Source organism: Mycobacterium sp. NGS34 (assembly GCF_059812845.1).
This window is the reverse complement of sequence record NZ_JCALDM010000014.1, coordinates 37,034-61,943: the sequence shown is the minus strand read 5'-3', so window position 1 is coordinate 61,943 and position 24,910 is coordinate 37,034. Positions and strand designations below refer to the sequence as shown.

Sequence of the window (24,910 nt, the reverse complement as noted above, 5' to 3'; positions counted from 1 at the left end):
ACCGTTAGCGTTACAGTGAGGCAATCCGCTGTAACGGTTCAGCCCGCCGATGAGGAGCATGCAGTGACCAAGCCCAAGGTCGTCTTCGATCCGTTCTCCGAGGAGTTCTTCAACAATCCGTTCGACATCTATCGACGGATGCGCGAGGACGCGCCGCTGTACTACGACGAAAAAGAGGACTTCTACGCGCTGACCCGCCACGAAGACGTCGCTGCGGCATTCAAGGACTTCGAGACGTATTCCTCGGCGCGCGGCTGCGACCTGGCGATGGTGCGGAAAGGGATCTCCCCCGAGCAGAAGTCGATCATCTTCATGGACCCGCCGGAGCACCGCCACATGCGCAGCCTGCTCAACAAGGCGTTCACCCCGCGGGCCATTCAGTCGCAGGTCGAGACCATCACCGAGGTGATCGAGAAGTACCTGGGCGCCGCGGACCCCGACAATTTCGACGTCGTGCAGGACTTCTCCGGACCGTTCCCGGTGGAAGTCATCACCCGGATGGCCGGCGTTCCAGAGGAATACCGCCAACAGGTTCGCCACTGGATCGACACCAGCCTGCATCACGAACCCGGGCAGATCGAGATCAGCGAAGCCGGGATGCAGGCGAACATCGATACCGCGATGTACTACTTCGGCCTCATCCAGGAGCGGCGCGCGGAACCGCAGGATGACATGATCAGCCGGCTGATCGCGGCCGAGATCCCCGGCGAGGACGGTCAGCCCCGCAAGCTCGACGACATCGAGATCACCGGCTTCGCGACCCTTTTGGGCGGCGCGGGCGCCGAGACCGTCACCAAGCTGCTCGGCAACGCCGCGGTGATCTTCGCCAATCACCCCGACCAGTGGCAGAAGCTGCAGAACGACCGCAGCAAGATTCCCGGAGCGGTGGAAGAGCTACTGCGCTACGAGGGGCCGGTCCAATACAACGTCCGCTACACCCTCAAGGAGGCGCACGTCAGCAGCGGCGTGATCCCGGCGGGCAAGCCCGTGTTCCTTTGCGGCGCAGCCGCGAACCGCGACCCGGAGGCCTTCACCGACGCCGACACCTTCGACATCGAGCGCGACCAGACCGAGGCGCAACATCTCGGTCTCGGATACGGAATCCACAGCTGCCTCGGCGCGGCGCTGGCCCGCCTGGAAAGCAGGCTCGCGCTGGAGCGGCTGCTCGACTTCATGCCGCGCTACGAGGTCGACTGGGCCGGATGCACACGGGTGAACATGCAGAACGTCGCCGGCTGGAAGAATGTACCCGTCAAGATACTTCGGTAAGGGGAATCGCGATGACGAAGAAGATCGAAGTCGACTGGGGGCTCTGCGAAAGCAACGGCGTTTGCATGGGCATCAACCCCGAGATCTTCCACCTCGGCGACGACGACATGCTGACCGTGCTGCAAGAGGAAGTGACCCCGGAGATCGAATCGGACGTGCGCGAGGCCGTCCGTCAGTGCCCCCGGCAGGCCATCTCGATCAAGGAGTAGCGGCCGTAGGTGCCTCGAATCCGGCGACGATGACCGCGTTGCAGTCGGCCGCCGATTGGCGCAGCTTCGCCGCCTTTTGGTAGGCCTCCGACTCGTACCACGCCCGGGCCGCGTCCACCGAGTCGAATTCCAGCACGACGGTCTGGTCGCCGTGCCAGGTGCCCTCGATGACCTTGGGAGCGGTGTCCACCGCCAGAATGTTGACCCCACCCATCGCCGCGCCCGCGGCCCGGCCGTAGGCCTTCATCCCCTCGGGATCCTTGATGGCCTCGGTGAGGATCACGTATCCCTTAGCCATTCGAATCTCCCTGCGTCTCGGTGATCGCCTGCTCCGGGCAGCAGTCGATGGCCTCTCGGGTGGCGGCCTCGAATTCCGTTGGGACGTCGGACGTTATCGACTCCGCGTAACCGTCGTCGGTCAGGTTGAACACCTCGGGGCACAGCGTGACGCACACGCCGTGACCGCGACAGCGCTGGTCGTCGACCGAGACTCTCATGCCGGCGTGAACTCCAGGTGCAGTTCGGTCAGGCCGCGCAGGATGTAAGTCGGAACGTATTGGTAGCGGCGGTCATTCGCCGGACCGTGCACGCTCTCGTCGATCCTGATGTCGGATGTCCGGTCGAGCAGCCGCTCGATCGCCACCCGGGTTTCGGCCCGCGCCAGCGGCGCGCCGGGGCAGCTGTGGATCCCCCGCCCGAACGAGATGTGCTGGCGGGCGTTCTTGCGGGCCGGGTCGAATGTGGTGGGGTCCTCGAACCGGCGCGGGTCGCGGTTGGCGGCCGCCTGCACGATCATCACGGTGGTGCCCGCCGGCAGGTCGACGCCGCCGACGTTGACGGGCACCCGGTTCATCCGGAAGTCGCCCTTGACGGGGCTTTCGTGGCGAAGCGACTCTTCGATGAAGTTGGGGATCAGGCTGCGGTCCCTGCGCAGCTGCGCCTGGATGTCCGGGCGTTCCCCGATTGTCTGCAGCGCGGCGCCGAGCAGCCGCACGGTGGTCTCCTGGCCCGCCGAGAAGACGTTGCTGGCCACGCGCGCCACGTCTTCGACGTCGGGAATCGAGCCGTCGGGGAAGGTGGCGGTCGCGAGGCCGGTCAGCACGTCGTCGCGGGGCTCGCGACGGCGGTCGCGGACATAGTCGGAGAAAAGGCCGTAAAGGAATTCCAGCGGACTGTGTGCCAGCGACTCCTTGCCGGTGCCCCCGACGCCGCCACCCGCATGCTCGGCGATGCCCTTGACGAACTTGTCCCGGTCCTCCATCGGCACGCCCAGCAGGTCGGCGATCACCAGCAGCGTGAACGGGCCGGCGAAGCCCTTGATCCAGTCCCCCCGGCCGGGCGCCAGGAAATCGTCGAGTGCCTGGTCGGCGAGCGCCCACATCGCGTCCTCGTTCTCCTTGAGGCGCTTGGGGGTGATCAGCCGCATCAGCAGCGAGCGGTGGTTGGTGTGGGTCGGCGGATCCAGCGTGGGCAGCTGGTCGCTGAACGGCAGCTCGTCGCGGTGCTGCTCGATCAGCTCGGTGATGTCGCTGTCGCCCAGGCCCTCGAGGCTGACCGGAAAGCCGGGAAACGGGCCGGTAACCGAGTTGCACGACGACCACGTCGCGGCGTCGTTGAGCACCGCGCAGGCCTCGTCCCAGCCGGTCACCATGGTTACGCCGTGGTGGGATTCCCGCGTGACCGGGCACTGCTGCCGCAGCGCCTCGTAGTAGGGGTACGGGTCCGCGATGAGCTCTTTGCCGCGGAAGAAGTCCATCTTGGTGAAGTCGTTCACCGTGTTGCTCCGTTCGAATCTCAGCAGTGAGAATGAGCCTCTCAGAGATGAGTATTACATTTCCACACGGTCCAGGCGTCGTCAAACGACGGCTGCCGAGTTTGAAAGCGGCGACTAGCCGGCCGGGACCAGGTCGGCGGCTACCGAGGGCCAGGCCAGCAGCCCGCTGCGGAACGTTTCGAGGCAGCCGACCGAGCCGTGCGGCACTCCGCCGCCGTTCAGGGCCGCCGCGAGGGCCTGGCCCTTGAAGATCTTCGCCGCCATGCTCAGCCGGTGTTGTACCAGGCCAACGCTGTCGTCCAGCTCGGCCGGCCAGCTCTCGCCCCACAGCGTGACCTCGGTGACGCCGTGGTCGAGGGCCTGCAGCACGCCTTGGCGCACCCGGGAGTCGCATCCGAACAGGTCCGCCGCGGCCGCCAGCGCCTGGGGGTGCGGCCGCGATTCCACCGCGGCCAGCGCATCCTCGAGGTCGAGCGTCCGGGCGCCGATGATCTGCAGCGGCCGGAGGTCGGGGCAGTCGGCCAGGTCGGTCAGCAGCACGGTCACGTCCCAGCCCGCCATCGAGCGGTCGAAGAGCCAGCCGCCGGCGTACCGCACCACGTCGGCGACGCTGCTGGCGACGACGTCGAGGCGGTACCTCATGTCTTGCGGATCGTCGGCGGCGCGAAGTCCCGGGCCAGCGCCTCCGCGTACTCCTTGAACGCGTCGGTCAGCGGTATCGAAGGGTCGAGCAACCATATTGTTTCCATTCCGTGGACGAAGGCGAGGATTTCCACCGCCTTGACGGCCGGGTCGATGTCGGTGCGATACCGGCCGTCGGCCTGACCGCGCCGGATGAGTTCGCCGACGATGTCGATGGCTTGACGCTGCCGGGAAAGCATGCGGTGGTGCAGCGGGGCCTCGGGATCGATGTTTTCGATCAGCAGCACGGTGAACGTGCCGACCATGTCGGGTGCCCGCGTGAAGCGGTCGGCGACCCGCGCGATCTCAACCATCAGATCGCCGGACCGGTCGGCGTGGGAGTCGTCATCGGCGTCACGGGCGTCGAGCACCGCGTGCAGCAGCTGCTCCTTGGATTCGAAGTGGTGCAGCAGGCCCGCGGGGGTGACGCCGGCCTCGCCGGCGATCTGGGCCAGCGTGGTGTTGCGCCAGCCGTTGCGCGTGAGCAGGCGTTGCGCGACGTCGAGGATCCGCTGCTTGCGGTCCTCACCTTTGGCGAGAAGCGTGTCGTATCGCCGTGCGACGGGCACCGGGCTCCCTCTGGACTAGCGGGTGCAAGAACCTACTGAACACACAGTAGGTTGGTTTACCGCCTGTGACAAGGGTCGCATCGGGCGCCGTTGCGGCGGGCGTTAAGAGACCAGCTCGACCAGGGTGGCGTTGGCCGTGCCGCCGCCCTCGCACATCGTCTGCAGGCCGTATCGGATGCCGTTGTCCCGCATGTGGTGGGCCATGCGCGTCATCAGCACCGCGCCGGAGGCGCCCAGCGGGTGTCCCAGCGCGATAGCGCCGCCGAGCGGGTTCAGGCGATCGGGGTCCGCTCCGGTTTCCGCGAGCCACGCCAGCGGGACGGGCGCGAACGCCTCGTTGACTTCGAAGACCCCCACGTCCGCCAGCGAGATGCCGGCCTTGGTCAGCACCTTCTCGGTCGCCGGGATGGGGCCGGTCAGCATGAGCACCGGATCCGCCCCCGTGACGGCGCCGGCCCGGTAGCGCAACAGCGGCGTCAAACCCAGCTCGACGGCCATCTCCGACGTGGTCACCAGCAGCGCCGCCGCCCCGTCGGAGATCTGGGAGGAATTGCCCGCATGGATCACGCCGTCGTCGACGAATGCGGGCTTGAGCCCGGCGAGCTTCTCCACGGTGGTGCCCCGGCGCACCCCCTCGTCGGCGACGACGGTCCCGTCATCGGTGAACACCGGAACGATCTGGTCGGTGAAGGCGCCCGCGTCCTGGGCGGCGGCGGCCAGCTCGTGGGACCGGACCGAGTACTCGTCGAGCCGGCTGCGGGAAAACCCCCACTTCTTGGCGATCATCTCCGCCGACAGCCCCTGGTTGAACGAGAAATCGTCATAGCGCTCAAGGACTTTCGGCCCGTAGGGCATCCCCGAAGCCCGGGCCGCACCCAGCGGAACGCGGCTCATCACCTCCACGCCGCCGGCCACGACGACGTCCTGCTGTCCCGACATCACCGCCTGCACAGCGAAGTCGAGCGCCTGCTGGCTGGAACCGCACGCCCGGTTGACCGTGGTCCCCGGAATGGTTTCCGGCCAGCCGGCGGCCAGGACGGCGTAGCGCCCGATGTTGCTGGACTGGTCGCCGACCTGCGAAACGCATCCCCAGATCACGTCGTCGACGATCTCCGGGCCCACGCCCGCGCGGTCCAGCACCTCGTTGAGGACGACCGCGGACAGGTCCGCCGGATGCACACCGGACAGCCCGCCGTTGCGCTTTCCTACCGCCGTCCGCACCGCCTCGACGATGACTGTCTCACGCATCTTGTTCTCCGTTTTGCTTCGTCAGATGTTCCATGATCGCCGACGTTAGGCCTAGTAGCTCCTCGGCAGTTTCAGGACGTTGGCTCCCAGGAAATTCAGAATCATCTCCTGGCTGACCGGCGCGATCTTCATCAGCCGGGCCTCGCGGAAGTAGCGGGTGATGTGGTATTCCTCCGCGTAGCCCATGCCGCCGTGGGTCTGCAAAGCCCGGTCCGCGGCGGTGAAGCCCGCGTCCGCGCACAGGTATTTGGCGGTATTGGCTTCGCGCCCACAGGGTTTGCCGTTGTCGTAGAGCCAGGTCGCCTTGCGCAGCATCAACTCGGCCGCGTCGAGGCGGGCCAGCGAATCGGCGAGCGGGAACTGCAGGCCCTGGTTCATGCCGATGGGCCGGCCGAAGACCTCACGCTCGTTGCCGTACTTCACCGCCTTGTCCAGCGCCACCCGGCCGATGCCGAGCGCTTCGGCGGCGATCAGCATCCGTTCGGGGTTCAGGCCGTCCAGGATGTACTGAAAACCCTTGCCCTCCTCGCCGATTCGATCCTCGACGGGCACCTCGAGGTTGTCGATGAACAGTTCGTTGGAGCTGACCGCGTTGCGGCCCATCTTGCGGATGGGGCGGATGTCGACCCGGCTGCGATCCAGGTCAGTGATGAACAGCGTCATGCCGTCGGTCTTCTTGGCGACCTCGTCATAGCTTTGGGTCCGGGTTAGCAGCAGGATCTTGTCCGACTCCATGGCTTTCGAGATCCACACCTTGCGGCCGTTCACGATGTAGCGGTCGCCGTCGCGTTTGGCGAACGTGGTGATGCGCGACGTGTCCAGCCCCGCACCGGGTTCGGTGACCCCGAAGCAGACGTGCACCTCGCCGGTCGCGACCTTGGGCAGCGTGCGCGCCTTGAGTTCCTCGGAACCGTGCACCACCACCGGTTGCATGCCGAAGATCGACAGGTGAATCGAGCTGGCCGCGTTCATGGCGCCGCCGGACTTGGCGACCTCTTCGAGCAGGATGGTGGCTTCGGTGATCCCCAGGCCGTGGCCGCCGTACTCGGTCGGAATCGTCATGCCGAGCCAGCCGCCGTCGGCTATGGCCTTGTAGAACTCGGCCGGGAACTCGTGCGCCTGGTCCTTTTCCATCCAGTACTGGTCGTCGAACTTGCGGGCCAGCTCGGCGACCGACCGGCGGATCAGCTCCTGGTCATCGGTCAGCTCGAAGTTCATTCCACCGCCGGGCACTGCTGGATCTCCTTGTCAGCGCGAGCAGACGCAAAATCGCACGGTTGGCGCCCGAAATATGCGATTTTGCGTCTGCTCGCCGGGCACCGGCGCACTGAGCACTCCGGTGATGCGTCAGTCCGTATTGCCGGTAAGGGCTTTTGCGTTGGCCGCAAATTCCGCGAAGGACGAGCCGCCCCGCGAGTCCTTGTCGTGGCCCTTCGCTTTGATGGACACGTCGTGGCCCTCGGCGGCCTTGCGTAGTGCGCCGACGGTCGCCTGTTCGCGCGAAATGTGCGTGAACGGGTCGAACGAGTACCAACGCATGGCGTTCTCGTAGGCCATCTTGTTGATCTCGTCGTCGGGAACGCTGTTGAGGGACAACACGTCCCACAGTTCTTCGGGCGCGCCCGGCCACATCGAGTCGCTGTGCGGGTAGTCGGCCTCCCACGCGATGTTGTCGATGCCGATCATGTTGCGCAGCGCGACGCCCACCTTGTCGCTGATGAAGCACGTCAGGAAGTGCTCGCGGAAGACGTCGCTGGGCAGCTTGCCGCCGAAGTTCTGGTGGGTCCACGCGGAATGCATTTCGAACGTGCGGTCGGCCCGCTCCAGGAAGTAGGGGATCCACCCGGTGCCGCCCTCGGACAGGGCGATCTTCAGGTCGGGGTACTCCTTGATCGGCCGCGACCACAGCAGGTCCGCGGCGGCCTGCACGATGTTCATCGGCTGCAGCGTGATCATCACGTCCATGGGCGCGTCGGGCGCCGTGATCGCGAGCCGGCCCGAGGACCCGATGTGCACGTTCATCACGGTGTTGGTGTCGCACAACGCCTTCCACAGCGGGTTCCAGTACTCGTCGTGGAAGCTCGGGTAGCCCATCGCGGCCGGGTTCTCGGTGAAGGTCAGCGCGTGCACGCCCTTCTTCGACACCCGGCGCACCTCGGCGGCGCACGCCTCGGCGTCCCAGATCACCGGGATCGCCATCGGGATGAACCGCGCGGGGTACGCGCCGCACCACTCGTCGATGTGCCAGTCGTTGTACGCCTGCACCAGCGAGATCGAGAAGTCGTGGTCCTCGGTGGCGAACAGCCGCCCGGCGAAACCCGGAAACGACGGGAAACAGATCGAGGCCAGGATGCCACCGGCGTTCATGTCCTTGATGCGTTCGTCCACGTCGTAACAACCCGGCCGGATTTCGTCGAGCCCGGTCGGCTCGATGCCGTACTCCTCCTTGGGCCTGCCGGCGACCGCGTTCAGCGCCACGTTCGGGATCACGGTGTCGCGGAACTTCCACATGTCGGAACCGTCGGGGTTGTGCACCAGCCGGGGCGCGTCGTCGATGTACTTCTTCGCCAGGTGGTTCTTGAACATGTCCGGCGGCTCGACGGTGTGGTCGTCGACGCTGATCAGGATCATGTCTTCCTTGTTCATGGCCATATCCTTCCGAGTCTGCGATCCATCTCAGTCATTCGGGCGTGCCGCTCCCACACGGCATCGACAAACCAACGCCCGGCGCCAAGATCACTATTTTGAAAACTATCTTCTCGCGCAGCGAGAATCAACATCCAGCGGACGTCGCGGGCCCGGCCAGCGCGGATCCCGGCCGTCGGCATTGACCAACCGTCCGAATCGTGCAAGTCTGTTGGTTGGAAATGAGAATCTGATTCTCTTTCGCCGAGAGTTAGTCGCGAGAACGCCGAGAGGAGACGCGCGGATGCGCCTGCCGCCGCTGCCCGCGGACCAGTGGGATGAGGCTGTCGAGCAGTCGCTGTCCGGCATGCTGCCCCCGGAACGGCGTAATCCGCGCGATGCCGGCACGCTCATGTCGACGCTCGTGCGCCACCCGAAGCTGGCCCGCGCGTACCTGCGGTTCGGCGGGTATCTGCTCATGGCCTCCTCCCTCCCCCCGCGCATCCGCGAGCAGGCGATCCTTCGGGTCGCCCATCGACGTGACTGCGCCTACGAGTGGTCACACCACGTGGACATCGCGAAGGAAGCGGGACTCACCGACTCCGAGATCGCGGCCGCCAAGACCGGCCGGGCGGACGACGAGTTCGATCGCGCCGTGTTCGCCGCCGTCGACGAACTCGACGAGAAGTCGAACGTCTCGGACCAGACATGGGCCACTCTCGGCGAACGGCTTGACGAGCGTCAGCGAATGGATTTCGTCTTCACCGTCGGCGGCTACATCGCGCTCGCGATGGCCATCAACACTTTTGGCGTACGGCCCGAGAACGAGAAAGGTTAGAGCCTTGCCCCACTTTCCGAAACCGGCTGCCGGCAGCTGGACAGAGAACTACCCCGAACTCGGGACCGCCCCGGTCGACTACACCGACTCGATCGACCCGAAGTTCTTCGAGGCCGAGCGCGAGGCGGTCTTTAAAAGGCAGTGGCTCAACGTCGGCCGGGTCAATCGCCTGCCGCGCACCGGCAGCTACTTCACCAAGGAGCTGCCGTCGGCCGGCAAGGGCATGTCGGTGATCGTCGTCAAAACCAAGGACGGATCCGTCAAGGCTTATCACAACGTCTGCCGGCACCGCGGAAACAAGCTGGTGTGGAACGACTTTCCGCAGGAGGAGACGTCGGGCACGTGCCGGCAGTTCACCTGCAAGTACCACGCCTGGCGCTACAGCCTGGACGGCGAGTTGACCTTCGTCCAGCAGGAAGACGAGTTCTTCGACCTCGACAAGAGCCAATACGGCCTGGCTCCCGTCCGCTGCGAGGTGTGGGAAGGATTCATCTTCATCAACTTCGACGACAACGCCTCGCCGCTGACCGACTACCTCGGGCCGCTTGCCAAGAGCATCGAGGGCTACCCCTTCGGCGAGATGACGGAGACCTACTCGTACCGGGCCGAGGTCGGCAGCAACTGGAAGCTGTTCATCGACGCGTTCGTCGAGTTCTACCACGCGCCGATCCTGCACCAGGGGCAGTACACCAAGGAAGAAGCCGCCAAGATCCAGAAGTACGGCTACGAGGCGCTGCACTACGAGGTGGCCGGTCCGCACAACCTGCAGTCGACGTGGGGTGGTCAGGCGCCGCCGTCGGACATGAGCATGGTCAAGCCGATGGACCAGGTTTTGCGCAGCGGTTTGTTCGGCCCGTGGGACAAGCCGGATATCATCGAGAACCTCGAGCTGCCGCCGGGTGTCAACGTGAAGAAGGTGCCGCAGTGGGGCATCGACTCGTGGCTGTTCTATCCGAACTTCATGCTGCTGATCTGGGAGCCGGGCTGGTTTTTGACCTACCACTACTGGCCGACCGCGGTGGACAAGCACATCTTCGAATGCACGCTGTATTTCGTTCCGCCGCGCAATGCGCGGGAGCGGTTGGCCCAGGAGCTCGCCGCGGTGACCTTCAAGGAATACGCGCTGCAGGACGCCAACACGCTGGAAGCGACCCAGACCATGATCGGCACCCGGGCCGTCAAGGAATTCCTGCTGTGCGATCAGGAGGTCCTGATCCGCCACTTGCACAAGACCACCGGCGATTACGTGAAGGAGTACGCCCACAATGGCGCTGCCCACTGAATTCGCCGATCTGGAGCCATATTTGGATTGGGACCTGGCGACCGAACCCGAGCGCTACGCCAAGCGGCTGGCCTCGACCATGGCCGAGATGCAGGCTTTCTACGACGTGGCGTTCCCCCGCCTGAACGACGCCATCGCCTACTGCGACAAGTTCCCGCTGGACGATCTGCCCGAGGACGCCCGTACGCTGATGCACATCATGCAGTCACTCGTCATGGTGTCATTCCCGATCGAGGCGTGGAAACAACCGCGGGTGCCCGACAGCGGCGCGGCGTGGGTGGAGTGCATCCGGGAACCGGTGATCTAACCGGTGTTGACGCTCAAGGCCGCCGGGCTGCTTGACGTCGACGCCGGTGAGATCGTGTCCCCCGGTGTCGTCCGGATCGAGGGCGACCGGATCGCCGGCGTGGGCGGTGATCCCGAGGGTGAGCTCATCGACCTCGGCGACCGAATCCTGCTGCCCGGCCTGATGGACATGGAGGTCAACCTCCTGATGGGCGGGCGCGGGGAGAAACCGGGGCTCTCCCAGGTTCAGGACGACCCGCCGACGCGGGTGCTGCGCGCGGTCGGCAACGCCCGCCGCACGTTGCGCGCCGGCTTCACGACGGTGCGAAACCTCGGGTTGTTCGTCAAGACCGGCGGTTACCTGCTCGACGTCGCGCTGGGCAAGGCCATCGACGCGGGCTGGATCGAGGGCCCGAGAGTGGTGCCGGCCGGCCACGCGATCACCCCGACCGGCGGCCACCTGGATCCGACGATGTTCGCCGCGTTCGCGCCCCACGTGCTGGATCTGACGGTCGAAGAGGGCATCGCCAACGGGATCGACGAAATTCGTAAGGCGGTGCGGTACCAGATCAAACACGGCGCCGAGCTGATCAAGGTCTGCTGCTCGGGCGGGGTGATGTCGCTCACGGGACCGCCGGGCGCCCAACACTATTCGGACGAGGAACTGCGTGCGATCGTCGACGAGGCGCATCGGCGCGGGCTGCGCGTCGCCGCGCACACGCACGGGGCGGATGCGGTCAAGCATGCCGTCGCGGCCGGCATCGACTGCATCGAGCACGGCTTCCTGATCGACGACGAGGCGATCGCCACGATGGTCGAGCACGGCACGTTCCTGGTGTCCACCCGGCGTCTGGCCGAGGGCATGGACGTCTCGCACGCCCCACCCGAGCTGCAGGCCAAGGCCGCGGAGATATTCCCGAGGTCGCGCACCTCGATCCTGGCCGCCCACAACGCCGGTGTGAAGATCGCCGTCGGCACCGACGCCCCCGCGATCCCGCACGGCAAGAACGCCGACGAGCTCGTCACCCTCGTCGAATGGGGCCTGCCGCCGCTGGCGGTGCTGCGCGCCGCCACGGTGACCGCGGCCGAGCTGATCAACTCGACCGACCGGGGACGGCTGGCCGAGGGCCAGCTCGCCGACATCATCGCGGTCCCCGGAAACCCGTTGGACGACATCACCGTTACCCAGCACGTCAGCTTCGTCATGAAAGGCGGCAAGGTCTATGCCAACCAGAACTGACGACCTGGTCGAGATTCAGCAGCTGCTCGCGCGCTACGCGGTCACCATCACGCAGGAGGACATCGACGGGCTCGTCGGCGTCTTCACGCCCGACGGCACCTACAGCGCCTTCGGCTCCACCTACCAGTTGGACCGGTTTCCCGAGTTGGTGGCGGCGGCCCCAAAGGGGTTGTTCCTCACCGGAACTGCCCTGATAGAAAACATCGATGGTGATTCCGCCAGCGGCACCCAGCCGCTGTGCTTCATCGACCACGCCACCCATGACATGAGAATCGGCTACTACCGCGACACCTACACCCGCACCGCCGACGGATGGCGGCTGAAGACACGGGCGATGACGTTCATCCGTCGCAGCGGCGTGCACGACTCGGGGCGCCCGCACGCCGTCGGCCGTCCGCAGCCGTGAATGTCGAGGAGTTCCGGGCGGGCCTGTGCGCGTGGCTCGAAGAAAACGATCTGACCCCGGGGCCCGACCACTCGCTGCAGGGCCACATGGAGCAATTCGCCCGCGTCAGCCGTGCGTTGTATGACGCCGATTGGATGCGCTACGGCTGGCCGGTCGAAGTGGGCGGCCTGGGTGGTCCCGCGGTCCTGCGCGCGATCGTCGGCGAGGAGGTGGTGGGCCGCCGGCTGGCCGAGCCCGGTCCCTACTCGATGCTCGAAGTGCTGGCGCCCACGATGATCGATTACGCGCCCGCCGAACTCGCGGCGGAAATGGTGCCGCGGCTGCTCAGCGGCCGCGAGCACTGGTGCCAGGGGTTTTCGGAGCCGGGGTCCGGCAGCGACCTCGCGTCGCTGACCACCCGCGCCACGCCCCAGGGCGACAACTGGATCGTCAACGGCCAGAAGGTCTGGACCAGCTTCGCGCAATTCTCGACACGCTGCATCCTGCTCACCCGCACCGCGCCGGGTCACCACGGAATCACCGCCTTCTTCGTCGACCTCGACACACCGGGCATCACCATCCGGCCGCTACGCACGATGCACGGGGTCGACGAATTCTGCGAGGTCTACTACGACGACGTGGTGATCCCGGCGAGCCGGATGCTCGGCCGACCCGGAGACGGCTGGCAGCTCGCGATGGACCTGCTCCCCTACGAGCGCTCCGCCTGCTTCTGGCAGCGGATCGCCTACCTCTACTCGCGCTTCGACGAACTCATTGCCGAAGCGCGGGAACCCGACGAATCCGCCCTGGGCTCGGCCTATCTGGCGCTGCACACGCTGCGCTGCCGATCCCGCGACACCCAGCACCGGTTGCGCGACGGCGCACGACTGGGACCGGACACCTCCATCGACAAGGTGCTGCTGGCCACCGCCGAGCAACGCCTCTACGACACCGTGCGCGACCTGTTGCCCGGGACGCTGGAGCTCGACGACACACCGTGGCGGTCGGAGTACCTGTACTCGCGCGCCGCCACCATCTACGGCGGCACCGCCGAGATCCAGCGCAACATCATCGCCCGTCGGCTGCTCGACCTCGGGAAGGAGTGAATCGGTGGACTCCGAGGCGCTGCAGCTGCTGGCCGACTCGCTGCGCACCACCATGACCGCCGCGAGTGGGGCCAAGCTGGATGTCGCGCTGTCCGATCTCGGCTGGCACGACATGCTCGACGAAATACCCGACGTGGCAATGCCTTTGGTGTTCCGGCTGCTCGGCGAGACCGGCGCGCACGCGCCGGTGCTCAACGATGTGGTGCTGCGGGCGGCCGGACGCGACGACGGCGGAACCGTACCCCTGCCGTTCGCCGGGGGTTCATGGGTGGTGTGGGAGCGTGACGACCGCGCGACCCCGGCGATGGACGGGCTGCCGATACACCATGTGCCAGAATGCGATCCGGTTCCGCTCGCCGAGGGACGGCGGGCGGTGGGCTGGTGGCTGGTCGGCACCGGCCGGGCGATGCTGTCGCTGGCGCGCCAGCACGCCGTCGACCGTGTTCAGTTCGGGCGGCGCATCGGCTCGTTCCAGGCAGTCCGGCACCGGCTGGCCGAAACGCTCGTCGCGATCGAGGGCGCCGAGGCGACCCTGAACGCCGCTGCGCAGACGGACGACGCCGACGGCCTGGCTTCCCTGCTGGCCAAGGCCGCGGCGGGCCAGGCCGCGCTCACCGCCGCGCGCCATTGCCAGCAGGTGCTGGGCGGCATCGGCTTCACCGCCGAGCACCGGCTCCACCATCACGTCAAGCGGTCGCTGGTCTTGGACGGGCTGCTGGGCAGCGCGCGGGAATTGACGCGTGAAGCCGGAACGATGTTGCGAACCAAGGGCTTCGCGCCGCGGCTCGCGCAGCTCTAACCGACCCGCGGATTCCTGCGCGTACACTCGTCTCGCAACCACGACGATGGGACGCGATGAGCCAGCCCGACAGACCTCGAAACGAGGTCGGCGTCGCCTCGCTGCTCGTGGGCATCGTCGCACTCCTCACCTGCTGGATGCTGATCGGAGTGCCCTTCGGCATCGTGGCGGTGATAACCGGCGACGTCGCCCGCAGGCGAGTGCAGCGCGGTGAGGCGAACAATCCCCGAATCGCGATGGCGGGCATGGTCTTAGGGGCCGTTTCGATCGCGGCCGGGCTCGTCGCGATCGGCTACTACGCCTGGCTCGACGCCCGCTAGTTGCGCGGCAGGCCGAGCACCCGTTCGGCGATGATGTTCCGCTGGATCTCGGAGGTGCCGCCGGCGATGGTTGCCGCGAAGCTGCGCGCGTAGCGGTCGAACCAGCTGCGGTAGTGGCTGTCCAGGTCCAGCGGTGCGAACGGGGCGGTGACCGCGTGGTACACGAGACCCTCGGCGCCCGCGGCGTTCAACGCGTCCTCGGCGGCGCGTTGCAGGGCCTCCGAACCGAGTAGCTTGAGCACCGACTGGGCGGGCACATCCTCTTCGCCGCGGGCGGCGCGGGCCAGGGCCGCCGACCCCAGCAGTCGCAGCGCGTAGGAGTCCATCACCAATGTGGCGTAGCGGTCCCGCTCGAGCGGTCCGGACGGGCTGAAATCGGCGGTCAGGCCGTGCAACAGATCGACGTATCCCGTCCACAGCATGATCCGTTCGTGGCCGAGCGAGCCGGTTGCCACCCGCCAGCCCTCGTCGAGCTGACCGATCAGATTTTCGGCCGGCACCCGTGCGTCGGTGAAAAACACCTCGTTGAAGTCGATTTCGTCGCCGTCGCACATCGACGCGAACGGGCGGCGCACCACACCCGGGATATCGGTCGGGATCATCAACGCGCTGATGCCCTTGTGTTTCGGCTTGCCCGGGTCGGTGCGCACGAAAGTCAACAGCACGTCGGCGTCGTGAGCCCCCGACGTCCACACCTTCTGGCCGTTGACCACGAAGTGGTCACCATCAAGCACCGCGCGCGTTTTCAGCGACGCGAGGTCCGAACCCGCGCCCGGTTCGCTCATCCCCAACGACGCGGTGATCTCCGCCCGTAGGATCGGCACCGCCCATCGCCGCTTCTGCTCCGGGGTGCCAAACGTCAGCAGGGACGCGGCGATGATGCCGACGCCCTGCGGATTGAAACTCTGATAGATGCGCCGGCGTCCCAGTTCCTCCATGTACACGTATTGCTGCAAGAGGGTCGCGTTGCGGCCACCGAATTCCGGCGGATTGCCGGGCACCAGCCACCCACTGTCGAAGAGCAGCCGTTGCCAGCGCCGCGCCCACTCCGGGATGTGCGAACTCGACCGCGGTCGCTCGAGAGTTTCCGCCTCGGCGGGAAGATGCTCGTCGAGGAAGGCCACGAACTCGGCGCGGAACGCCTCGACGTCGGCATCGAAGGTCAGCTGCACAGCACTCCTGCGAAAGACGGTTTGCGGATTCTCGGCGACGGCGCGGTTCGCTCTAGCGATTAAGCTTCCATACACACGTGTAAGAGAATAGTATTCTCGTCGTGAGAAAGTTACAATCTCAGACACGACGTCCATAGGGGGTCGAGCGCACCGATGGCACGGCGTTCTCCGGTAGAGTCCAATCATGTTCTCCCCACGCGGCAATCGTCTGAGCCGGCCGTGACAAGCCCGAGCGAAGAGCCGGCCTGGAAGCAGCGCGCCGTCGAGCGGTCGATCAAGACCGCGAAATTGCGCGCGGCACAGCGCGTTCAGCGGTTCCTCGACGCGGCGCAGGCGATCATCATCGAGAAGGGCAGCACCGACTTCACCGTCCAGGAGGTCGTGGATCGCTCCCGCCAGTCGTTGCGGAGCTTCTACCTGCAATTCGACGGCAAGCACGAGCTCTTGCTCGCCCTGTTCGAAGACGCGCTGAGCCGTTCCGCCGATCAGATCCGCGCGGCCACGGAGAGCCACACCGACGCGCTGGAGCGCCTCAAGGTCGCCGTCGAGCTGCTGTACGAGTCGTCACGTCCGGATCCGACGGCCAAACGGCCGTTGTTCACCGACTTCGCTCCTCGTTTGCTGGTCACGCACCCGGCAGAGGTCAAGGTCGCGCACGCGCCGCTGCTGGCGTTGCTCACCGAGCTCATGGAGGCCGCCGCCGACGCCGGTGAACTGCGCGCCGACATCAACCCGAAGCGGGTGGCCGCGATGACCATGCAGACCGTGATGTTCATCGCACAATCCAGCGGCGGCTCCGACGACGCGACGGTCCATCCCATCACGGCCGACGAGGTCTGGGACTTCTGCTCACGCGGATTCGTCGGCTAGCAACCCGTAGCAAAGCGAGCAAATAGCGCACGGCATTGCCAGGCGAGAATGATGTTCTCTAATATCTAGAACCGGAAGTAGCCGAAATGGATCCGGCGTTGACAAGCGTCGGCGGGTTACTCGTGGAATGAGGGAATGACCATGACTGGACGTGTCGAGGGCAAAGTCGCCTTCATCACCGGGGCGGCGCGCGGTCAGGGCCGCAGCCACGCGGTGCGGTTGGCGCAGGAGGGCGCCGACATCATCGCGGTCGACATCTGCAAGCCGATCCGCGAGGGCCTGGTCGAGGGCGCGGCGATCCCCGCGTCGACGCCGGAGGACCTGGCGGAGACGGCCGACCTCGTCAAGGGGCACAACCGCCGGATCGTCACGGCCGAGGTCGACGTGCGCGACTACGCCGCGCTGAAGGCCGCCGTCGACAGCGGTGTCGAGCAGCTGGGCCGGCTGGACATCATCGTTGCCAACGCGGGCATCGGCAATGGCGGTCAGACGCTGGACAAAACCAGCGAAGAGGACTGGACGGAAATGATCGACGTCAACCTGTCCGGGGTGTGGAAAACGGTGAAGGCCGGCGTCCCGCACATCCTGGCCGGCGGGCGCGGCGGATCGATCGTCCTGACCAGTTCGGTCGGAGGGCTCAAGGCGTACCCGCACACCGGGCACTATGTCGCCGCCAAGCACGGCGTGGTGGGCCTGATGCGCGCGTTCGGAGTCGAGTTGGGGCAACACATGATTCGGGTCAACTCGGTGCACCCGACCCACGTGAGCACGGCGATGATCATGAACGAGGGCACGTGGCGGATGTTCCGGCCGGACCTGGAGAACCCGGGCCCCGACGACATGGCGCCGATCTGCCAGATGTTCCACACGCTGCCGATCCCGTGGGTCGATCCGATCGACATCAGCAACGCGGTGCTGTTCTTCGCCTCCGACGAGTCCCGCTACGTCACCGGCGTGACCCTGCCCATCGACGCGGGTAGCTGCCTTAAGTAGCGTTCCGTCCCATGGACGGATTCGAGGGACGCAGCGCCGTGGTCACCGGCGGGGCGAGCGGCATCGGCCTTGCCACCGCCACCGAGTTTGCCCGCCGGGGAGCCAGGCTCGTGCTCGCCGACGTCGACCAGCCCGCACTGGAGCAGGCCGTCGCGCACTTGCGTGGCGAGGGGTTCGACGCCCACGGCGTGATGTGCGACGTGCGGCACCTCGAGGAGATGGTTCACCTCGCGGACGAAGCGTTTCGCCTTCTCGGCCAGGTGGACGTCCTGTTCAGCAACGCCGGCATCGTGGTCGCGGGCCCGATCGCGCAGATGACGCACGAGGACTGGCGGTGGGTGATCGATATCGACCTGTGGGGGTCGATCCACGCCGTCGAGGCGTTCCTGCCGAGACTGCTCGAGCAGGGCACCGGTGGCCACATCGCGTTCACCGCGTCGTTCGCCGGGCTGGTTCCCAACGCGGGCCTCGGGGCGTACGGCGTGGCCAAGTACGGCGTCGTGGCTTTGGCGGAGACGCTGGCCCGCGAGGTCAGGGACAACGGCATCGGCGTCTCGGTGCTGTGCCCGATGGTGGTCGAAACCAAGCTGGTCTCCAACTCGGAACGGATCCGCGGCGCGGATTACGGGCTGGCGTCGACGCCCGACGTGACGGGTTCGCTCGGGCCGCTGCCGGCGCAGGACCAAACCCTCGGCGTCGACGACGTGGCGCGGCTAACCGCCGACGCGATCCTGGCGAACCGCCTGTACGTCCTGCCGCACGAGGCGGCGCGCGCCTCGGTCAAGCGTCGATTCGACCGCATTGATCGCACTTTTGACGAGCAGGCCGCCGAGGGCTGGTCCCACTAGCGGTTCGCACCGGGATGAACAGCGCCGCCGCGACCACCACGAGCAGCGGCAACAGAATCGCATTCACCGTCGCGTCCCGGGTGTTGTACATCTGCAGCATCGGCAGGTGATAGACGCAGTGCAGTGTGTTGTAGACCAGCCACATGACCGCCGTGACCCTGACGAGGGTCTGGTTGGCGACCAGGACGAACGCCACAGCCGTGACCGCGGCCATGGCCAGATACATTGCCCCGACGTCCTTCACGAAGTGCTCGTTGTACGGGCCGAGCGGCGGGAGCCAGCTCATGCCGAAGCCGGGAAAGGTGTCATACCAGCGGCGCGGCGCCGCGTAGGCCCACCCGCCCGTCACGGCGCCGCCGGCACCCAAAATGGCCAATGCGCTTCGATGCAGTAGTGCGTTCATACCCCTTCAGACTCCGCAGCGGTCGGAAATGTGACGGCGACGCCGTAGCGGCTTACATCGCCGGAGCGCTGGCGATGATTCCCTCGGCCTCCAGGTCCGCGATCTCCGCTCGGGTCAGACCGAGTACGGAGAGCACCTCTTGGTTGTGTTGCCCGAGCGTGGGTGCCGGATTCGGGTGGAGCCGCCCGGGCCGGCCGGAGAACCTCATGGGCACCGTGCTGAGCCTGGCCCGGCCGTTCAGCGGGTCGTCGACCTCTTCGAAGAAGCCGCGAAATGCCAGCTGCTGCAACTCCGTCTGGCGGTGGGGCTGCATCACCTTGGCCACCGGCACGCCGGCGTCCCAAAGCGTGGCGACGATGTCGTCGCGGCGGCGGTGCTCACACCACGCGGCCAGCCGCTCGTCGATCAGATCCTCCGCAGCGCGCCGCCCGGCTTGGGTCGACAGCTTGGGATCGGTTGCCCAGGAGGGTGATCCGAGCGCGTCGCACAGCTGTTGCCACTGATCGTCGGTTTGCACCGCGATGGCGACCCAGCAATCGGGCCGGCCGAATTCGTCGATGTCGGCGGCGCGGTAGAGGTTCTGGGGTGCCGCGGCCGGCCCGCGGTTGCCGGCGCGCTGCAGCAGCGCCCCGTACGCGGTGTACTCGATGACCTGCTCGGCGGCGATGTTCAGCGCCGCGTCCACCATCGACGCCTCGACCAGAACCCCGTCCCCGGTGCGGCGTCTGTGCTCCAGCGCCAGCAGCAGGGCGTTGAGGGCGTGGACGCCGGCGTTGGGGTCGCCGATCGAATACGGCTCGTACGGCGGGCGGTCGGGGTAGCCGGTCAGCCAGCTCAGGCCCGATGCCGATTCGATGGCGTAGGCGAACGCCGGGTTGTCGCGCCACGGCCCGTCGAGCCCGAACCCGGGCATGCGCAGCATCACCGCATCGGGCCGGACCGCTTGAACCGCCGCGAAATCCAGACCGATCTGGTCGAGCACCCGGGGGGTGAAGTTTTCCACGATCACATCGCACGTCGCGACGAGCCGCAGCAGGACCTCCCGTCCTCGCGGACGCTGCAGGTCCAGCGCCAGGCCCTTCTTGTTGGTATTGAGGGCCGCGAAGATCGGCGACTTGTCCCACCACTGCCTTTCGGTGCTGGGTATTCCGGCGATGAGCCGCGTGCCGTCCGGCCGGCGGGCGGACTCGACGTGGATGACTTCGGCGCCGAGCATGGCCAGGAAGTGGGTGCAGCAGGGCCCGGCCCAGAAGGTGGTCAGGTCCAATACCCGAAGCCCACTGAACGGCAAGGGTTTCGGCACCCCGGAGGGCGCCGGCGTGGGCCGCGGGGTCAGCGTCGCGGCCCGGTGGCGCTCGGTGTGCTCGCCCAGCCGCGGCGCCCCCGCGGGCGGCCGTAGCCTCGCGGGCCGCATCCGGTAGGGCTGGTTGGGCTGGTGAAAGTCGCCGCGCGGGTTGCGCACGAAGGAGCCTCGTTCGACGAAGTGTTCCAATGACTCGATGTTGGCGCCGTTGGCGACCGGCGCGTTGGGGATTCGGAAGGCCGTCGCGAGCTCGCGGATCTCGTCCACCAGGTTGGCCTCGACCCAGGCGTAGATGTCGTCGGCGTGGATGTTGGCCTGTTCGGTGATGGTCAGCGGCGACTTCTCATCGATCCACTCCGGGTGGCCGACCATCGCGCACAGGTCAAACCACTGCTGCGCGGTCCCACAGCCGAGGTCGACCAGACCGTCCTTCGCCTGGGCCACGCCCGGCACCGTGAGGCGTCTCGCGTCTCGCCAGGGCCGGCCGAGCATCTCGAAGTAGCTCACCGGATAGTAAGTCAGGCACAGGATCTGGGTCTCCAGCATCGACAGGTCGATGATTTCGCCGGGGCCGGCCGAGCCGTCGCGGCGCGACCGCGACGCCAGGGTGGCGGCGCTCGCGTACGCGCCGGCCATGTACTCACCGACCTGCCCACCGACGAAGACGGGCGCCCGTTCCGGCAACCCGCGACCCAGCCCGACGATCCCGCCCGACCATGCCTGCAGGGTGAATTCGGTTGCGGGCCGGTCTTTCCAGGGTCCCCGCAGGCCGAACGGCGTGATGGAGGTGACGGTCAGGTGTGGGTGTGCCCGATGGATCGCCTCGGGCGTGAATCGCGGGTGTTCGGCAACCCGCGAGCCTCGGGACCACACCACCGCGTCCGCAGTGGTCAGTAACCGGCTGACCAGGTCGATGTCGTCATCAAGCGCGGGGTCGGCGACCACGCTGTGCTTGGCACCGGACAGGAAGCCGAACAGCGCCCCGTCGGCTTCGGCGGGGAAGGACGCGCCCGAGGCCGACCACCGGCGCAGCGGATCGCCTTCGGGCGGTTCGACTTTGATGACGTCGGCGCCGCCGTCGGCGAGCAGCTTGGTGCAGTAGGCGCCCGCTATTCCGGTGGAGAGGTCGACCACCGTGCAGCCGGCCAGGGGCGCTTCGACCCGCGGTCGCTCACTCATGCCCGCCATGACGGGCTCGAGGTCAGCACCTCGGGCCCGTCGGCGGTGATCAACACCGCCTCACGCCCGAACACCGCCCCGACTCCCTGTTCCCAGACGTAGCCCGTCACGGCCAAAACCATTCCCGGCTCGAGCCGTTCGTCGGCCGCGGTGCGCGGCAGGTGGTTGGACACCACCGGCGGGTCGAAGCCCATGCCCAGGCCCCGGGCCACCGGCATCGGCGGCGCGGGTTCCCCGGCGGCCTCGTAGGCCGCCAGCAGGTCGCCGGCCGCGGCGCCGGGCCGGCACGCGGCGAGCAGCCTGTCCCACAGATCGTCCCAGCGCCGATACAAGGCGGGGGCGCCACGGCCCTCGCCCGCCGGCCAGGTGCGCCCGACCTCGCCCATGTAGCCGCCGGCGAGGACGCCGGCCGAAAACGCCACCAGATCACCATCGTTCACGCGGCCGTCCCCGGTGACCCGCCGCCACGGGTGGTCGGGCGAGGTGATCCACGCGAACTCCTGGTTGGACGGCGTGCTCACGCCGCCGGCCGCCATGGCCTCCAGCATGACGCCGGCCAGGGTTTGTTCACGCACGCCGGGGTGCAGCTCGGCCACCGCGGCAGCGAGGCCGGACTCGGCCACCGCGCACGCCTCCCGGAGCGCGGCGACCTCTTCGGCGGTCTTGACGCGCCGGGCGGCGCGCATCGCGACCTCGCCGTCGACCAGCTCGGCGTTGGGAAAGGCGGTGGGCAGCAGCTGCGCGAAAGCCGGTGAGAGCGCGTCGGTTCCGACGCGGCGCGCCGTGGCCGCACCATCGATGCGTCGCAGCACCGACATGGTGGTGGCAGGGTTCCATGAGATGCCGTACAGGTTCTCGTGGGGAATGTCATCCGGGACGCCTTCATCCCACGTGCTGAGCAGGTGAATGGCGCCGGTCGCCCGAACCAGCACACACGACGGGCCGAACGGCCGGGTGCCGGCGACCCACAGCTGCGGGGTGCCGGTGACGTAGCGGGTGTTGGCCTGCCGACCCAAAACCAGAACGTCGAGGTCGTGCGCGGCCATCTGGTCCAGGGCGCGCTGACGGCGACCCGATCGTAGCGCCCGCGCGTCGGGGCAGACGTCAACGGACATGGGAGCCATAGGGGGCGTAGGGGTAGTCGGTCAATCGAGTCGAGCCTTCCTCGGTTATCACCACGACTTCTTCGCTGCGGTAGCCGCCGGTGCCGTCCTCCCAGACCACCGGCTCGAGCACCAGGACCATGCCCGCCTGCAGGACGAAGTTGTCGTCGAACTGCTGGCCGAGATCCGTTCCGATCATGGGCATTTCGGCGGCGTTGACGCCGATCCCGTGCCCGAGGTAGAAGTGCGGCAGCCAGGGTCGCGCGCCGTCGTTGGCCGCGATGGCGGCCCTGCCCAGATCGCCGGCGGTGGCGCCGGCGCGGGCCACGGCCTCGACGGCGGTCATGATGTTCTGCCACCTGTCGAACTGCGCCTGCTGACGCGGTGTCGGTTCCCGGCCCACGATCCAGGTGCGGCCGAAGTCCGAGCAATACCCGTGGTAGGTGATGCTGACGTCGGTCCACAGGACGTCGCCCTCGGCGAGTTCGCGCTCGGTGCTCAGCAGCGGCAGCGCCAGGTCCCCATGTGTCGTCCAGACCCCTTCGGCCTTGCTCGGCGGCATGACCTGCCAGATCGGCTCCAGCATGCTGGCCATGGCGCCCAATTCGAAGGCCCGCCGTAAAAAGCTTGCGGACAGGTCTGTCTGGCGGACGCCGGGGGCGAGGGCCTTGACCACGTCGACCATCGCCTCGTCGGTGATCCGGACGGCGGCGCGGATGCAGGCCAGTTCGTCGGGGGTCTTGACGACCTTGGCGGCGCTGACAATGGGCGCCGCATCGGCGGGAGCGCCGTTGGGGAACAACGACTTCGCGGCTCGCGACATCGCGCCGGTGCACTCGTCCACCGCGATCACCGCCCCGGCCGGTATCAGGCCGGCCAGCCGGCGGGCGAAATCGGTGACCCCTTCGTCGAATTCGAGGTAGACCGGACCGTGGAGATGGTCGGCGGGAAGCCCCGACTCGTGCGCGACGCCCTCGCGGAACGGCAGGAACAGGTGCGGCCAGTCGTCGGCGGCGAGCACCACGGCCACCGGCCGCTCGACATAGGACAGGCCCGCATCACCAAGCGGCCAACTGGTCCCGGTGGCGTACACCACCGCGTTGTTGCCCAGCAGGATCATCGCGTCGACCCCGCGTTCGGCCATCGCCGAGCGCAGCCGCGCGCCGGTCTCGCGGCGCATCCGGGTCAGGTCGGGTGTTTCGGGGATCACCAGACCGGCGCCCGATTGTGCCAACGTCGTCATTACAAACCCAGGAACTCGGTGACGTTGCCGCTGACGATTCGCGCCGCGTTCTCCGGTCCGACGGCGGCAACCACGGCGGCCAGCGATTTCTCCGAGTAACCGTAGGTGCTTTCGTTGTGCGGGTAGTCGCTGGACCACATCACCTTGTCCACGCCGATCTTGTCGATCAGCTCCAGGCCCAGCGGGTCGACCATGAACGACGCGCTCATGTGGTTGTCCCAGTAGTAGCGCACGTCGTGTTCCAGCGGCCGGTTGAACATGTGCTGATAGGACGCCACCAGGTGCTCGGCGTCTTGCAGCGCCCACGGCACCCAGGAGATCCCGCCCTCGAACCAGCCCATGCGCAGCGCCGGGTGCCGGTCGAGGATGCCGCCGAAGATGTACTTGGCGAACGTTTCCCGGAATCCGTCGATATTGATCATCATCCCGACGACGACGCTGTTGAACTCGGTCGGGCTCTTCGGCGGCGTCTCCCCGATGTGGTGGGTGATCGGCAGGCCGGCGGCTTCGATCTCGTCCCAGACGGCGTCCATCGACGTGCTCGAGTAGTCGATCGGATTGCCGTCGTCGTCCTTGCCGGGGTTGAGCGGCATCAGAAACGTCTTGAGCCCCAGCGATTTCAGCTCATCCAGCGTGCGCCGGGTGCCCTGGGGATCCCACCAGTTGATCAGCCCGGCGCCGTAGAAGTGGCCGTTCGAGCGCTCCTGGAGCTCGGCGATGTACTCGTTGTAGATGCGGAAGGTGAGTTCGCGAAGCTTCTTGTCCGGGTAGTGGAAGAGCGCGAGCACCGCGTTGGGGAATGCCAGTTCCTTGTCGACGCCGTCGTCGTGCAGCTCCTGGATGCGTGCCTCGATGTTGTTGCTCGCGGCCCCGGGCAGGTCGTCGTACTGCATCAGCACGGCGCTGAAGTCACCCGGCAGAAACGACTGCCCCTTTCGCCCGACCTGATAAGCGCCGTCCTCGTACCAGATCCGCGGTGCCTTGTCCTTGAACTCCTCCGGGAAGCGCTCGTAGAAGATGTCGGCGGCCAGCGAGATGTGGTTGTCGGCGGAAAAAACCACCGTCCCTTCGGGCAGCCCCACGTTGCTGCCGCTGGCGTGGCCGCGGCGATCCTTCGGTGCGCCAAAACCTCCCGGCGGGTAGAGCGAAGGTGCGCTTGTTTGAGT

Annotated in this window: 27 protein-coding genes; 13 read left to right on the top strand and 14 right to left on the bottom strand. The window is 67.1% G+C overall.

Annotation, left to right across the window (positions count from 1 at the left end; translation table 11 throughout):
* Window positions 1-63: 63 nt before the first annotated feature.
* Together AC5Y7V_RS25670 and AC5Y7V_RS25665 are read left to right on the top strand one after the other, a co-directional pair.
* Entirely contained in the window at window positions 64-1,269 is a 1,206-nt protein-coding gene (locus AC5Y7V_RS25670; protein ID WP_499882856.1) for a cytochrome P450, read from the top strand.
* Window positions 1,270-1,280: 11 nt separating this feature from the next.
* Window positions 1,281-1,478, top strand: a complete 198-nt coding sequence (locus tag AC5Y7V_RS25665; RefSeq protein WP_499882855.1) for a ferredoxin — start codon at window positions 1,281-1,283, stop codon at window positions 1,476-1,478.
* Here AC5Y7V_RS25665 and AC5Y7V_RS25660 read toward each other — a convergent pair.
* The 8 genes from AC5Y7V_RS25660 to AC5Y7V_RS25625 all read right to left on the bottom strand — a co-directional run bounded on the left by AC5Y7V_RS25660 (window position 1,468) and on the right by AC5Y7V_RS25625 (window position 8,396).
* Complete coding sequence (locus AC5Y7V_RS25660; RefSeq protein WP_499882854.1) at window positions 1,468-1,776, bottom strand: DUF1330 domain-containing protein; 309 nt, start codon at window positions 1,774-1,776, stop codon at window positions 1,468-1,470. The two genes, AC5Y7V_RS25665 and AC5Y7V_RS25660, sit on opposite strands and share 11 nt — an antisense overlap.
* Window positions 1,769-1,975 carry a ferredoxin gene (locus AC5Y7V_RS25655; RefSeq protein WP_499882853.1) on the bottom strand — a complete coding sequence of 69 codons (207 nt, stop codon included), beginning with the start codon at window positions 1,973-1,975 and terminating at the stop codon, window positions 1,769-1,771. Before AC5Y7V_RS25655 ends, AC5Y7V_RS25660 begins: the two co-directional genes overlap by 8 nt.
* Window positions 1,972-3,234: a cytochrome P450 gene (locus AC5Y7V_RS25650; RefSeq protein WP_499882935.1), complete on the bottom strand. Its 1,263-nt coding sequence runs from the start codon at window positions 3,232-3,234 to the stop codon at window positions 1,972-1,974. Before AC5Y7V_RS25650 ends, AC5Y7V_RS25655 begins: the two co-directional genes overlap by 4 nt.
* Window positions 3,235-3,366: 132 nt before the next feature.
* On the bottom strand, window positions 3,367-3,894 hold the full coding sequence (locus AC5Y7V_RS25645; protein WP_499882852.1) for a hypothetical protein: 528 nt from the start codon (window positions 3,892-3,894) through the stop codon (window positions 3,367-3,369).
* A complete protein-coding gene (locus AC5Y7V_RS25640; protein WP_499882851.1) occupies window positions 3,891-4,502 on the bottom strand; it encodes a TetR/AcrR family transcriptional regulator in 612 nt (203 codons plus the stop codon). Before AC5Y7V_RS25640 ends, AC5Y7V_RS25645 begins: the two co-directional genes overlap by 4 nt.
* Window positions 4,503-4,604: 102 nt before the next feature.
* A complete protein-coding gene (locus AC5Y7V_RS25635) occupies window positions 4,605-5,750 on the bottom strand; it encodes a thiolase family protein (protein ID WP_499882850.1) in 1,146 nt (381 codons plus the stop codon).
* Window positions 5,751-5,801: 51 nt separating this feature from the next.
* Entirely contained in the window at window positions 5,802-6,968 is a 1,167-nt protein-coding gene (locus AC5Y7V_RS25630) for an acyl-CoA dehydrogenase family protein (RefSeq protein WP_499882934.1), read from the bottom strand.
* Between the two features lie 129 nt (window positions 6,969-7,097).
* The gene (locus AC5Y7V_RS25625; RefSeq protein ID WP_499882849.1) at window positions 7,098-8,396 is read right to left on the bottom strand and encodes an amidohydrolase family protein; all 1,299 of its coding nucleotides are present in this window, start codon (window positions 8,394-8,396) and stop codon (window positions 7,098-7,100) included.
* A 283-nt stretch (window positions 8,397-8,679) separates the two neighbouring features.
* Here AC5Y7V_RS25625 and AC5Y7V_RS25620 point away from each other — a divergent pair, with 283 nt between their 5' ends.
* The 8 genes from AC5Y7V_RS25620 to AC5Y7V_RS25585 are packed head-to-tail and all read left to right on the top strand — an operon-like array spanning window position 8,680 to window position 14,630.
* The gene (locus tag AC5Y7V_RS25620) at window positions 8,680-9,213 is read left to right on the top strand and encodes a carboxymuconolactone decarboxylase family protein (RefSeq protein ID WP_499882848.1); all 534 of its coding nucleotides are present in this window, start codon (window positions 8,680-8,682) and stop codon (window positions 9,211-9,213) included.
* Between the two features lie 4 nt (window positions 9,214-9,217).
* Complete coding sequence (locus AC5Y7V_RS25615) at window positions 9,218-10,495, top strand: aromatic ring-hydroxylating oxygenase subunit alpha (protein ID WP_499882847.1); 1,278 nt, start codon at window positions 9,218-9,220, stop codon at window positions 10,493-10,495.
* Window positions 10,479-10,802, top strand: a complete 324-nt coding sequence (locus tag AC5Y7V_RS25610; RefSeq protein ID WP_499882846.1) for a hypothetical protein — start codon at window positions 10,479-10,481, stop codon at window positions 10,800-10,802. Before AC5Y7V_RS25615 ends, AC5Y7V_RS25610 begins: the two co-directional genes overlap by 17 nt.
* A gap of 3 nt (window positions 10,803-10,805) precedes the next feature.
* Window positions 10,806-12,020, top strand: coding sequence for a metal-dependent hydrolase family protein (locus tag AC5Y7V_RS25605; protein WP_499882845.1), 1,215 nt, complete (start codon window positions 10,806-10,808; stop codon window positions 12,018-12,020).
* Window positions 12,004-12,426 (top strand): nuclear transport factor 2 family protein, encoded by a 423-nt coding sequence (locus AC5Y7V_RS25600; RefSeq protein ID WP_499882844.1) that lies wholly within the window; start codon window positions 12,004-12,006, stop codon window positions 12,424-12,426. Before AC5Y7V_RS25605 ends, AC5Y7V_RS25600 begins: the two co-directional genes overlap by 17 nt.
* Window positions 12,423-13,511, top strand: coding sequence for an acyl-CoA dehydrogenase family protein (locus tag AC5Y7V_RS25595; protein WP_499882843.1), 1,089 nt, complete (start codon window positions 12,423-12,425; stop codon window positions 13,509-13,511). Before AC5Y7V_RS25600 ends, AC5Y7V_RS25595 begins: the two co-directional genes overlap by 4 nt.
* A 52-nt stretch (window positions 13,512-13,563) precedes the next feature.
* Complete coding sequence (locus tag AC5Y7V_RS25590) at window positions 13,564-14,310, top strand: acyl-CoA dehydrogenase family protein (protein WP_499882933.1); 747 nt, start codon at window positions 13,564-13,566, stop codon at window positions 14,308-14,310.
* A gap of 56 nt (window positions 14,311-14,366) precedes the next feature.
* Window positions 14,367-14,630, top strand: coding sequence for a DUF4190 domain-containing protein (locus tag AC5Y7V_RS25585; RefSeq protein ID WP_499882842.1), 264 nt, complete (start codon window positions 14,367-14,369; stop codon window positions 14,628-14,630).
* On the opposite strand, the gene AC5Y7V_RS25580 is transcribed toward AC5Y7V_RS25585, so the two are convergent.
* Window positions 14,627-15,802 (bottom strand): acyl-CoA dehydrogenase family protein, encoded by a 1,176-nt coding sequence (locus AC5Y7V_RS25580; protein ID WP_499882841.1) that lies wholly within the window; start codon window positions 15,800-15,802, stop codon window positions 14,627-14,629. The genes AC5Y7V_RS25585 and AC5Y7V_RS25580 overlap by 4 nt on opposite strands.
* 219 nt (window positions 15,803-16,021) lie before the next feature.
* On the opposite strand from AC5Y7V_RS25580, the gene AC5Y7V_RS25575 reads away from it, so the two are divergent.
* From AC5Y7V_RS25575 to AC5Y7V_RS25565, 3 genes are all read left to right on the top strand, one after another.
* Window positions 16,022-16,672, top strand: coding sequence for a TetR/AcrR family transcriptional regulator (locus AC5Y7V_RS25575; RefSeq protein WP_499882840.1), 651 nt, complete (start codon window positions 16,022-16,024; stop codon window positions 16,670-16,672).
* Window positions 16,673-16,813: 141 nt separating this feature from the next.
* Window positions 16,814-17,665 carry a mycofactocin-coupled SDR family oxidoreductase gene (locus AC5Y7V_RS25570; RefSeq protein ID WP_499882839.1) on the top strand — a complete coding sequence of 284 codons (852 nt, stop codon included), beginning with the start codon at window positions 16,814-16,816 and terminating at the stop codon, window positions 17,663-17,665.
* A gap of 11 nt (window positions 17,666-17,676) precedes the next feature.
* On the top strand, window positions 17,677-18,513 hold the full coding sequence (locus AC5Y7V_RS25565; RefSeq protein WP_499882838.1) for an SDR family NAD(P)-dependent oxidoreductase: 837 nt from the start codon (window positions 17,677-17,679) through the stop codon (window positions 18,511-18,513).
* On the opposite strand, the gene AC5Y7V_RS25560 is transcribed toward AC5Y7V_RS25565, so the two are convergent.
* From AC5Y7V_RS25560 to AC5Y7V_RS25540, 5 genes are read right to left on the bottom strand one after another with little or no spacing between them, the layout of a single operon-like run.
* Window positions 18,446-18,916 (bottom strand): hypothetical protein, encoded by a 471-nt coding sequence (locus tag AC5Y7V_RS25560; protein ID WP_499882837.1) that lies wholly within the window; start codon window positions 18,914-18,916, stop codon window positions 18,446-18,448. The genes AC5Y7V_RS25565 and AC5Y7V_RS25560 overlap by 68 nt on opposite strands.
* A 52-nt stretch (window positions 18,917-18,968) precedes the next feature.
* A complete protein-coding gene (locus tag AC5Y7V_RS25555; protein WP_499882836.1) occupies window positions 18,969-21,398 on the bottom strand; it encodes a CaiB/BaiF CoA transferase family protein in 2,430 nt (809 codons plus the stop codon).
* Window positions 21,395-22,513: a M24 family metallopeptidase gene (locus AC5Y7V_RS25550; RefSeq protein WP_499882835.1), complete on the bottom strand. Its 1,119-nt coding sequence runs from the start codon at window positions 22,511-22,513 to the stop codon at window positions 21,395-21,397. The genes AC5Y7V_RS25555 and AC5Y7V_RS25550 overlap by 4 nt, the downstream gene beginning before the upstream one ends.
* Window positions 22,503-23,744, bottom strand: a complete 1,242-nt coding sequence (locus tag AC5Y7V_RS25545; RefSeq protein WP_499882834.1) for a M24 family metallopeptidase — start codon at window positions 23,742-23,744, stop codon at window positions 22,503-22,505. The genes AC5Y7V_RS25550 and AC5Y7V_RS25545 overlap by 11 nt, the downstream gene beginning before the upstream one ends.
* Entirely contained in the window at window positions 23,744-24,805 is a 1,062-nt protein-coding gene (locus AC5Y7V_RS25540) for an amidohydrolase family protein (protein ID WP_499882932.1), read from the bottom strand. Before AC5Y7V_RS25540 ends, AC5Y7V_RS25545 begins: the two co-directional genes overlap by 1 nt.
* Between the last annotated feature and the right edge of the window lie 105 nt (window positions 24,806-24,910).

Bases quoted from the DNA above. Each gene is read 5' to 3' on its own strand.
- AC5Y7V_RS25630 (WP_499882934.1), bottom strand. From the start codon at position 6,968: ATGAACTTCGAGCTGACCGATGACCAGGAGCTGATCCGCCGGTCGGTC.
- AC5Y7V_RS25620 (WP_499882848.1), top strand. From the start codon at position 8,680: ATGCGCCTGCCGCCGCTGCCCGCGGACCAGTGGGATGAGGCTGTCGAG.
- AC5Y7V_RS25545 (WP_499882834.1), bottom strand. From the start codon at position 23,744: ATGACGACGTTGGCACAATCGGGCGCCGGTCTGGTGATCCCCGAAACA.
- AC5Y7V_RS25570 (WP_499882839.1), top strand. From the start codon at position 16,814: ATGACTGGACGTGTCGAGGGCAAAGTCGCCTTCATCACCGGGGCGGCG.
- AC5Y7V_RS25600 (WP_499882844.1), top strand. From the start codon at position 12,004: ATGCCAACCAGAACTGACGACCTGGTCGAGATTCAGCAGCTGCTCGCG.
- AC5Y7V_RS25665 (WP_499882855.1), top strand. From the start codon at position 1,281: ATGACGAAGAAGATCGAAGTCGACTGGGGGCTCTGCGAAAGCAACGGC.
- AC5Y7V_RS25560 (WP_499882837.1), bottom strand. From the start codon at position 18,916: ATGAACGCACTACTGCATCGAAGCGCATTGGCCATTTTGGGTGCCGGC.
- AC5Y7V_RS25565 (WP_499882838.1), top strand. From the start codon at position 17,677: ATGGACGGATTCGAGGGACGCAGCGCCGTGGTCACCGGCGGGGCGAGC.
- AC5Y7V_RS25655 (WP_499882853.1), bottom strand. From the start codon at position 1,975: ATGAGAGTCTCGGTCGACGACCAGCGCTGTCGCGGTCACGGCGTGTGC.
- AC5Y7V_RS25635 (WP_499882850.1), bottom strand. From the start codon at position 5,750: ATGCGTGAGACAGTCATCGTCGAGGCGGTGCGGACGGCGGTAGGAAAG.
- AC5Y7V_RS25645 (WP_499882852.1), bottom strand. From the start codon at position 3,894: ATGAGGTACCGCCTCGACGTCGTCGCCAGCAGCGTCGCCGACGTGGTG.
- AC5Y7V_RS25610 (WP_499882846.1), top strand. From the start codon at position 10,479: ATGGCGCTGCCCACTGAATTCGCCGATCTGGAGCCATATTTGGATTGG.
- AC5Y7V_RS25625 (WP_499882849.1), bottom strand. From the start codon at position 8,396: ATGAACAAGGAAGACATGATCCTGATCAGCGTCGACGACCACACCGTC.
- AC5Y7V_RS25585 (WP_499882842.1), top strand. From the start codon at position 14,367: ATGAGCCAGCCCGACAGACCTCGAAACGAGGTCGGCGTCGCCTCGCTG.
- AC5Y7V_RS25660 (WP_499882854.1), bottom strand. From the start codon at position 1,776: ATGGCTAAGGGATACGTGATCCTCACCGAGGCCATCAAGGATCCCGAG.
- AC5Y7V_RS25550 (WP_499882835.1), bottom strand. From the start codon at position 22,513: ATGTCCGTTGACGTCTGCCCCGACGCGCGGGCGCTACGATCGGGTCGC.
- AC5Y7V_RS25555 (WP_499882836.1), bottom strand. From the start codon at position 21,398: ATGAGTGAGCGACCGCGGGTCGAAGCGCCCCTGGCCGGCTGCACGGTG.
- AC5Y7V_RS25650 (WP_499882935.1), bottom strand. From the start codon at position 3,234: ATGGACTTCTTCCGCGGCAAAGAGCTCATCGCGGACCCGTACCCCTAC.
- AC5Y7V_RS25590 (WP_499882933.1), top strand. From the start codon at position 13,564: ATGACCGCCGCGAGTGGGGCCAAGCTGGATGTCGCGCTGTCCGATCTC.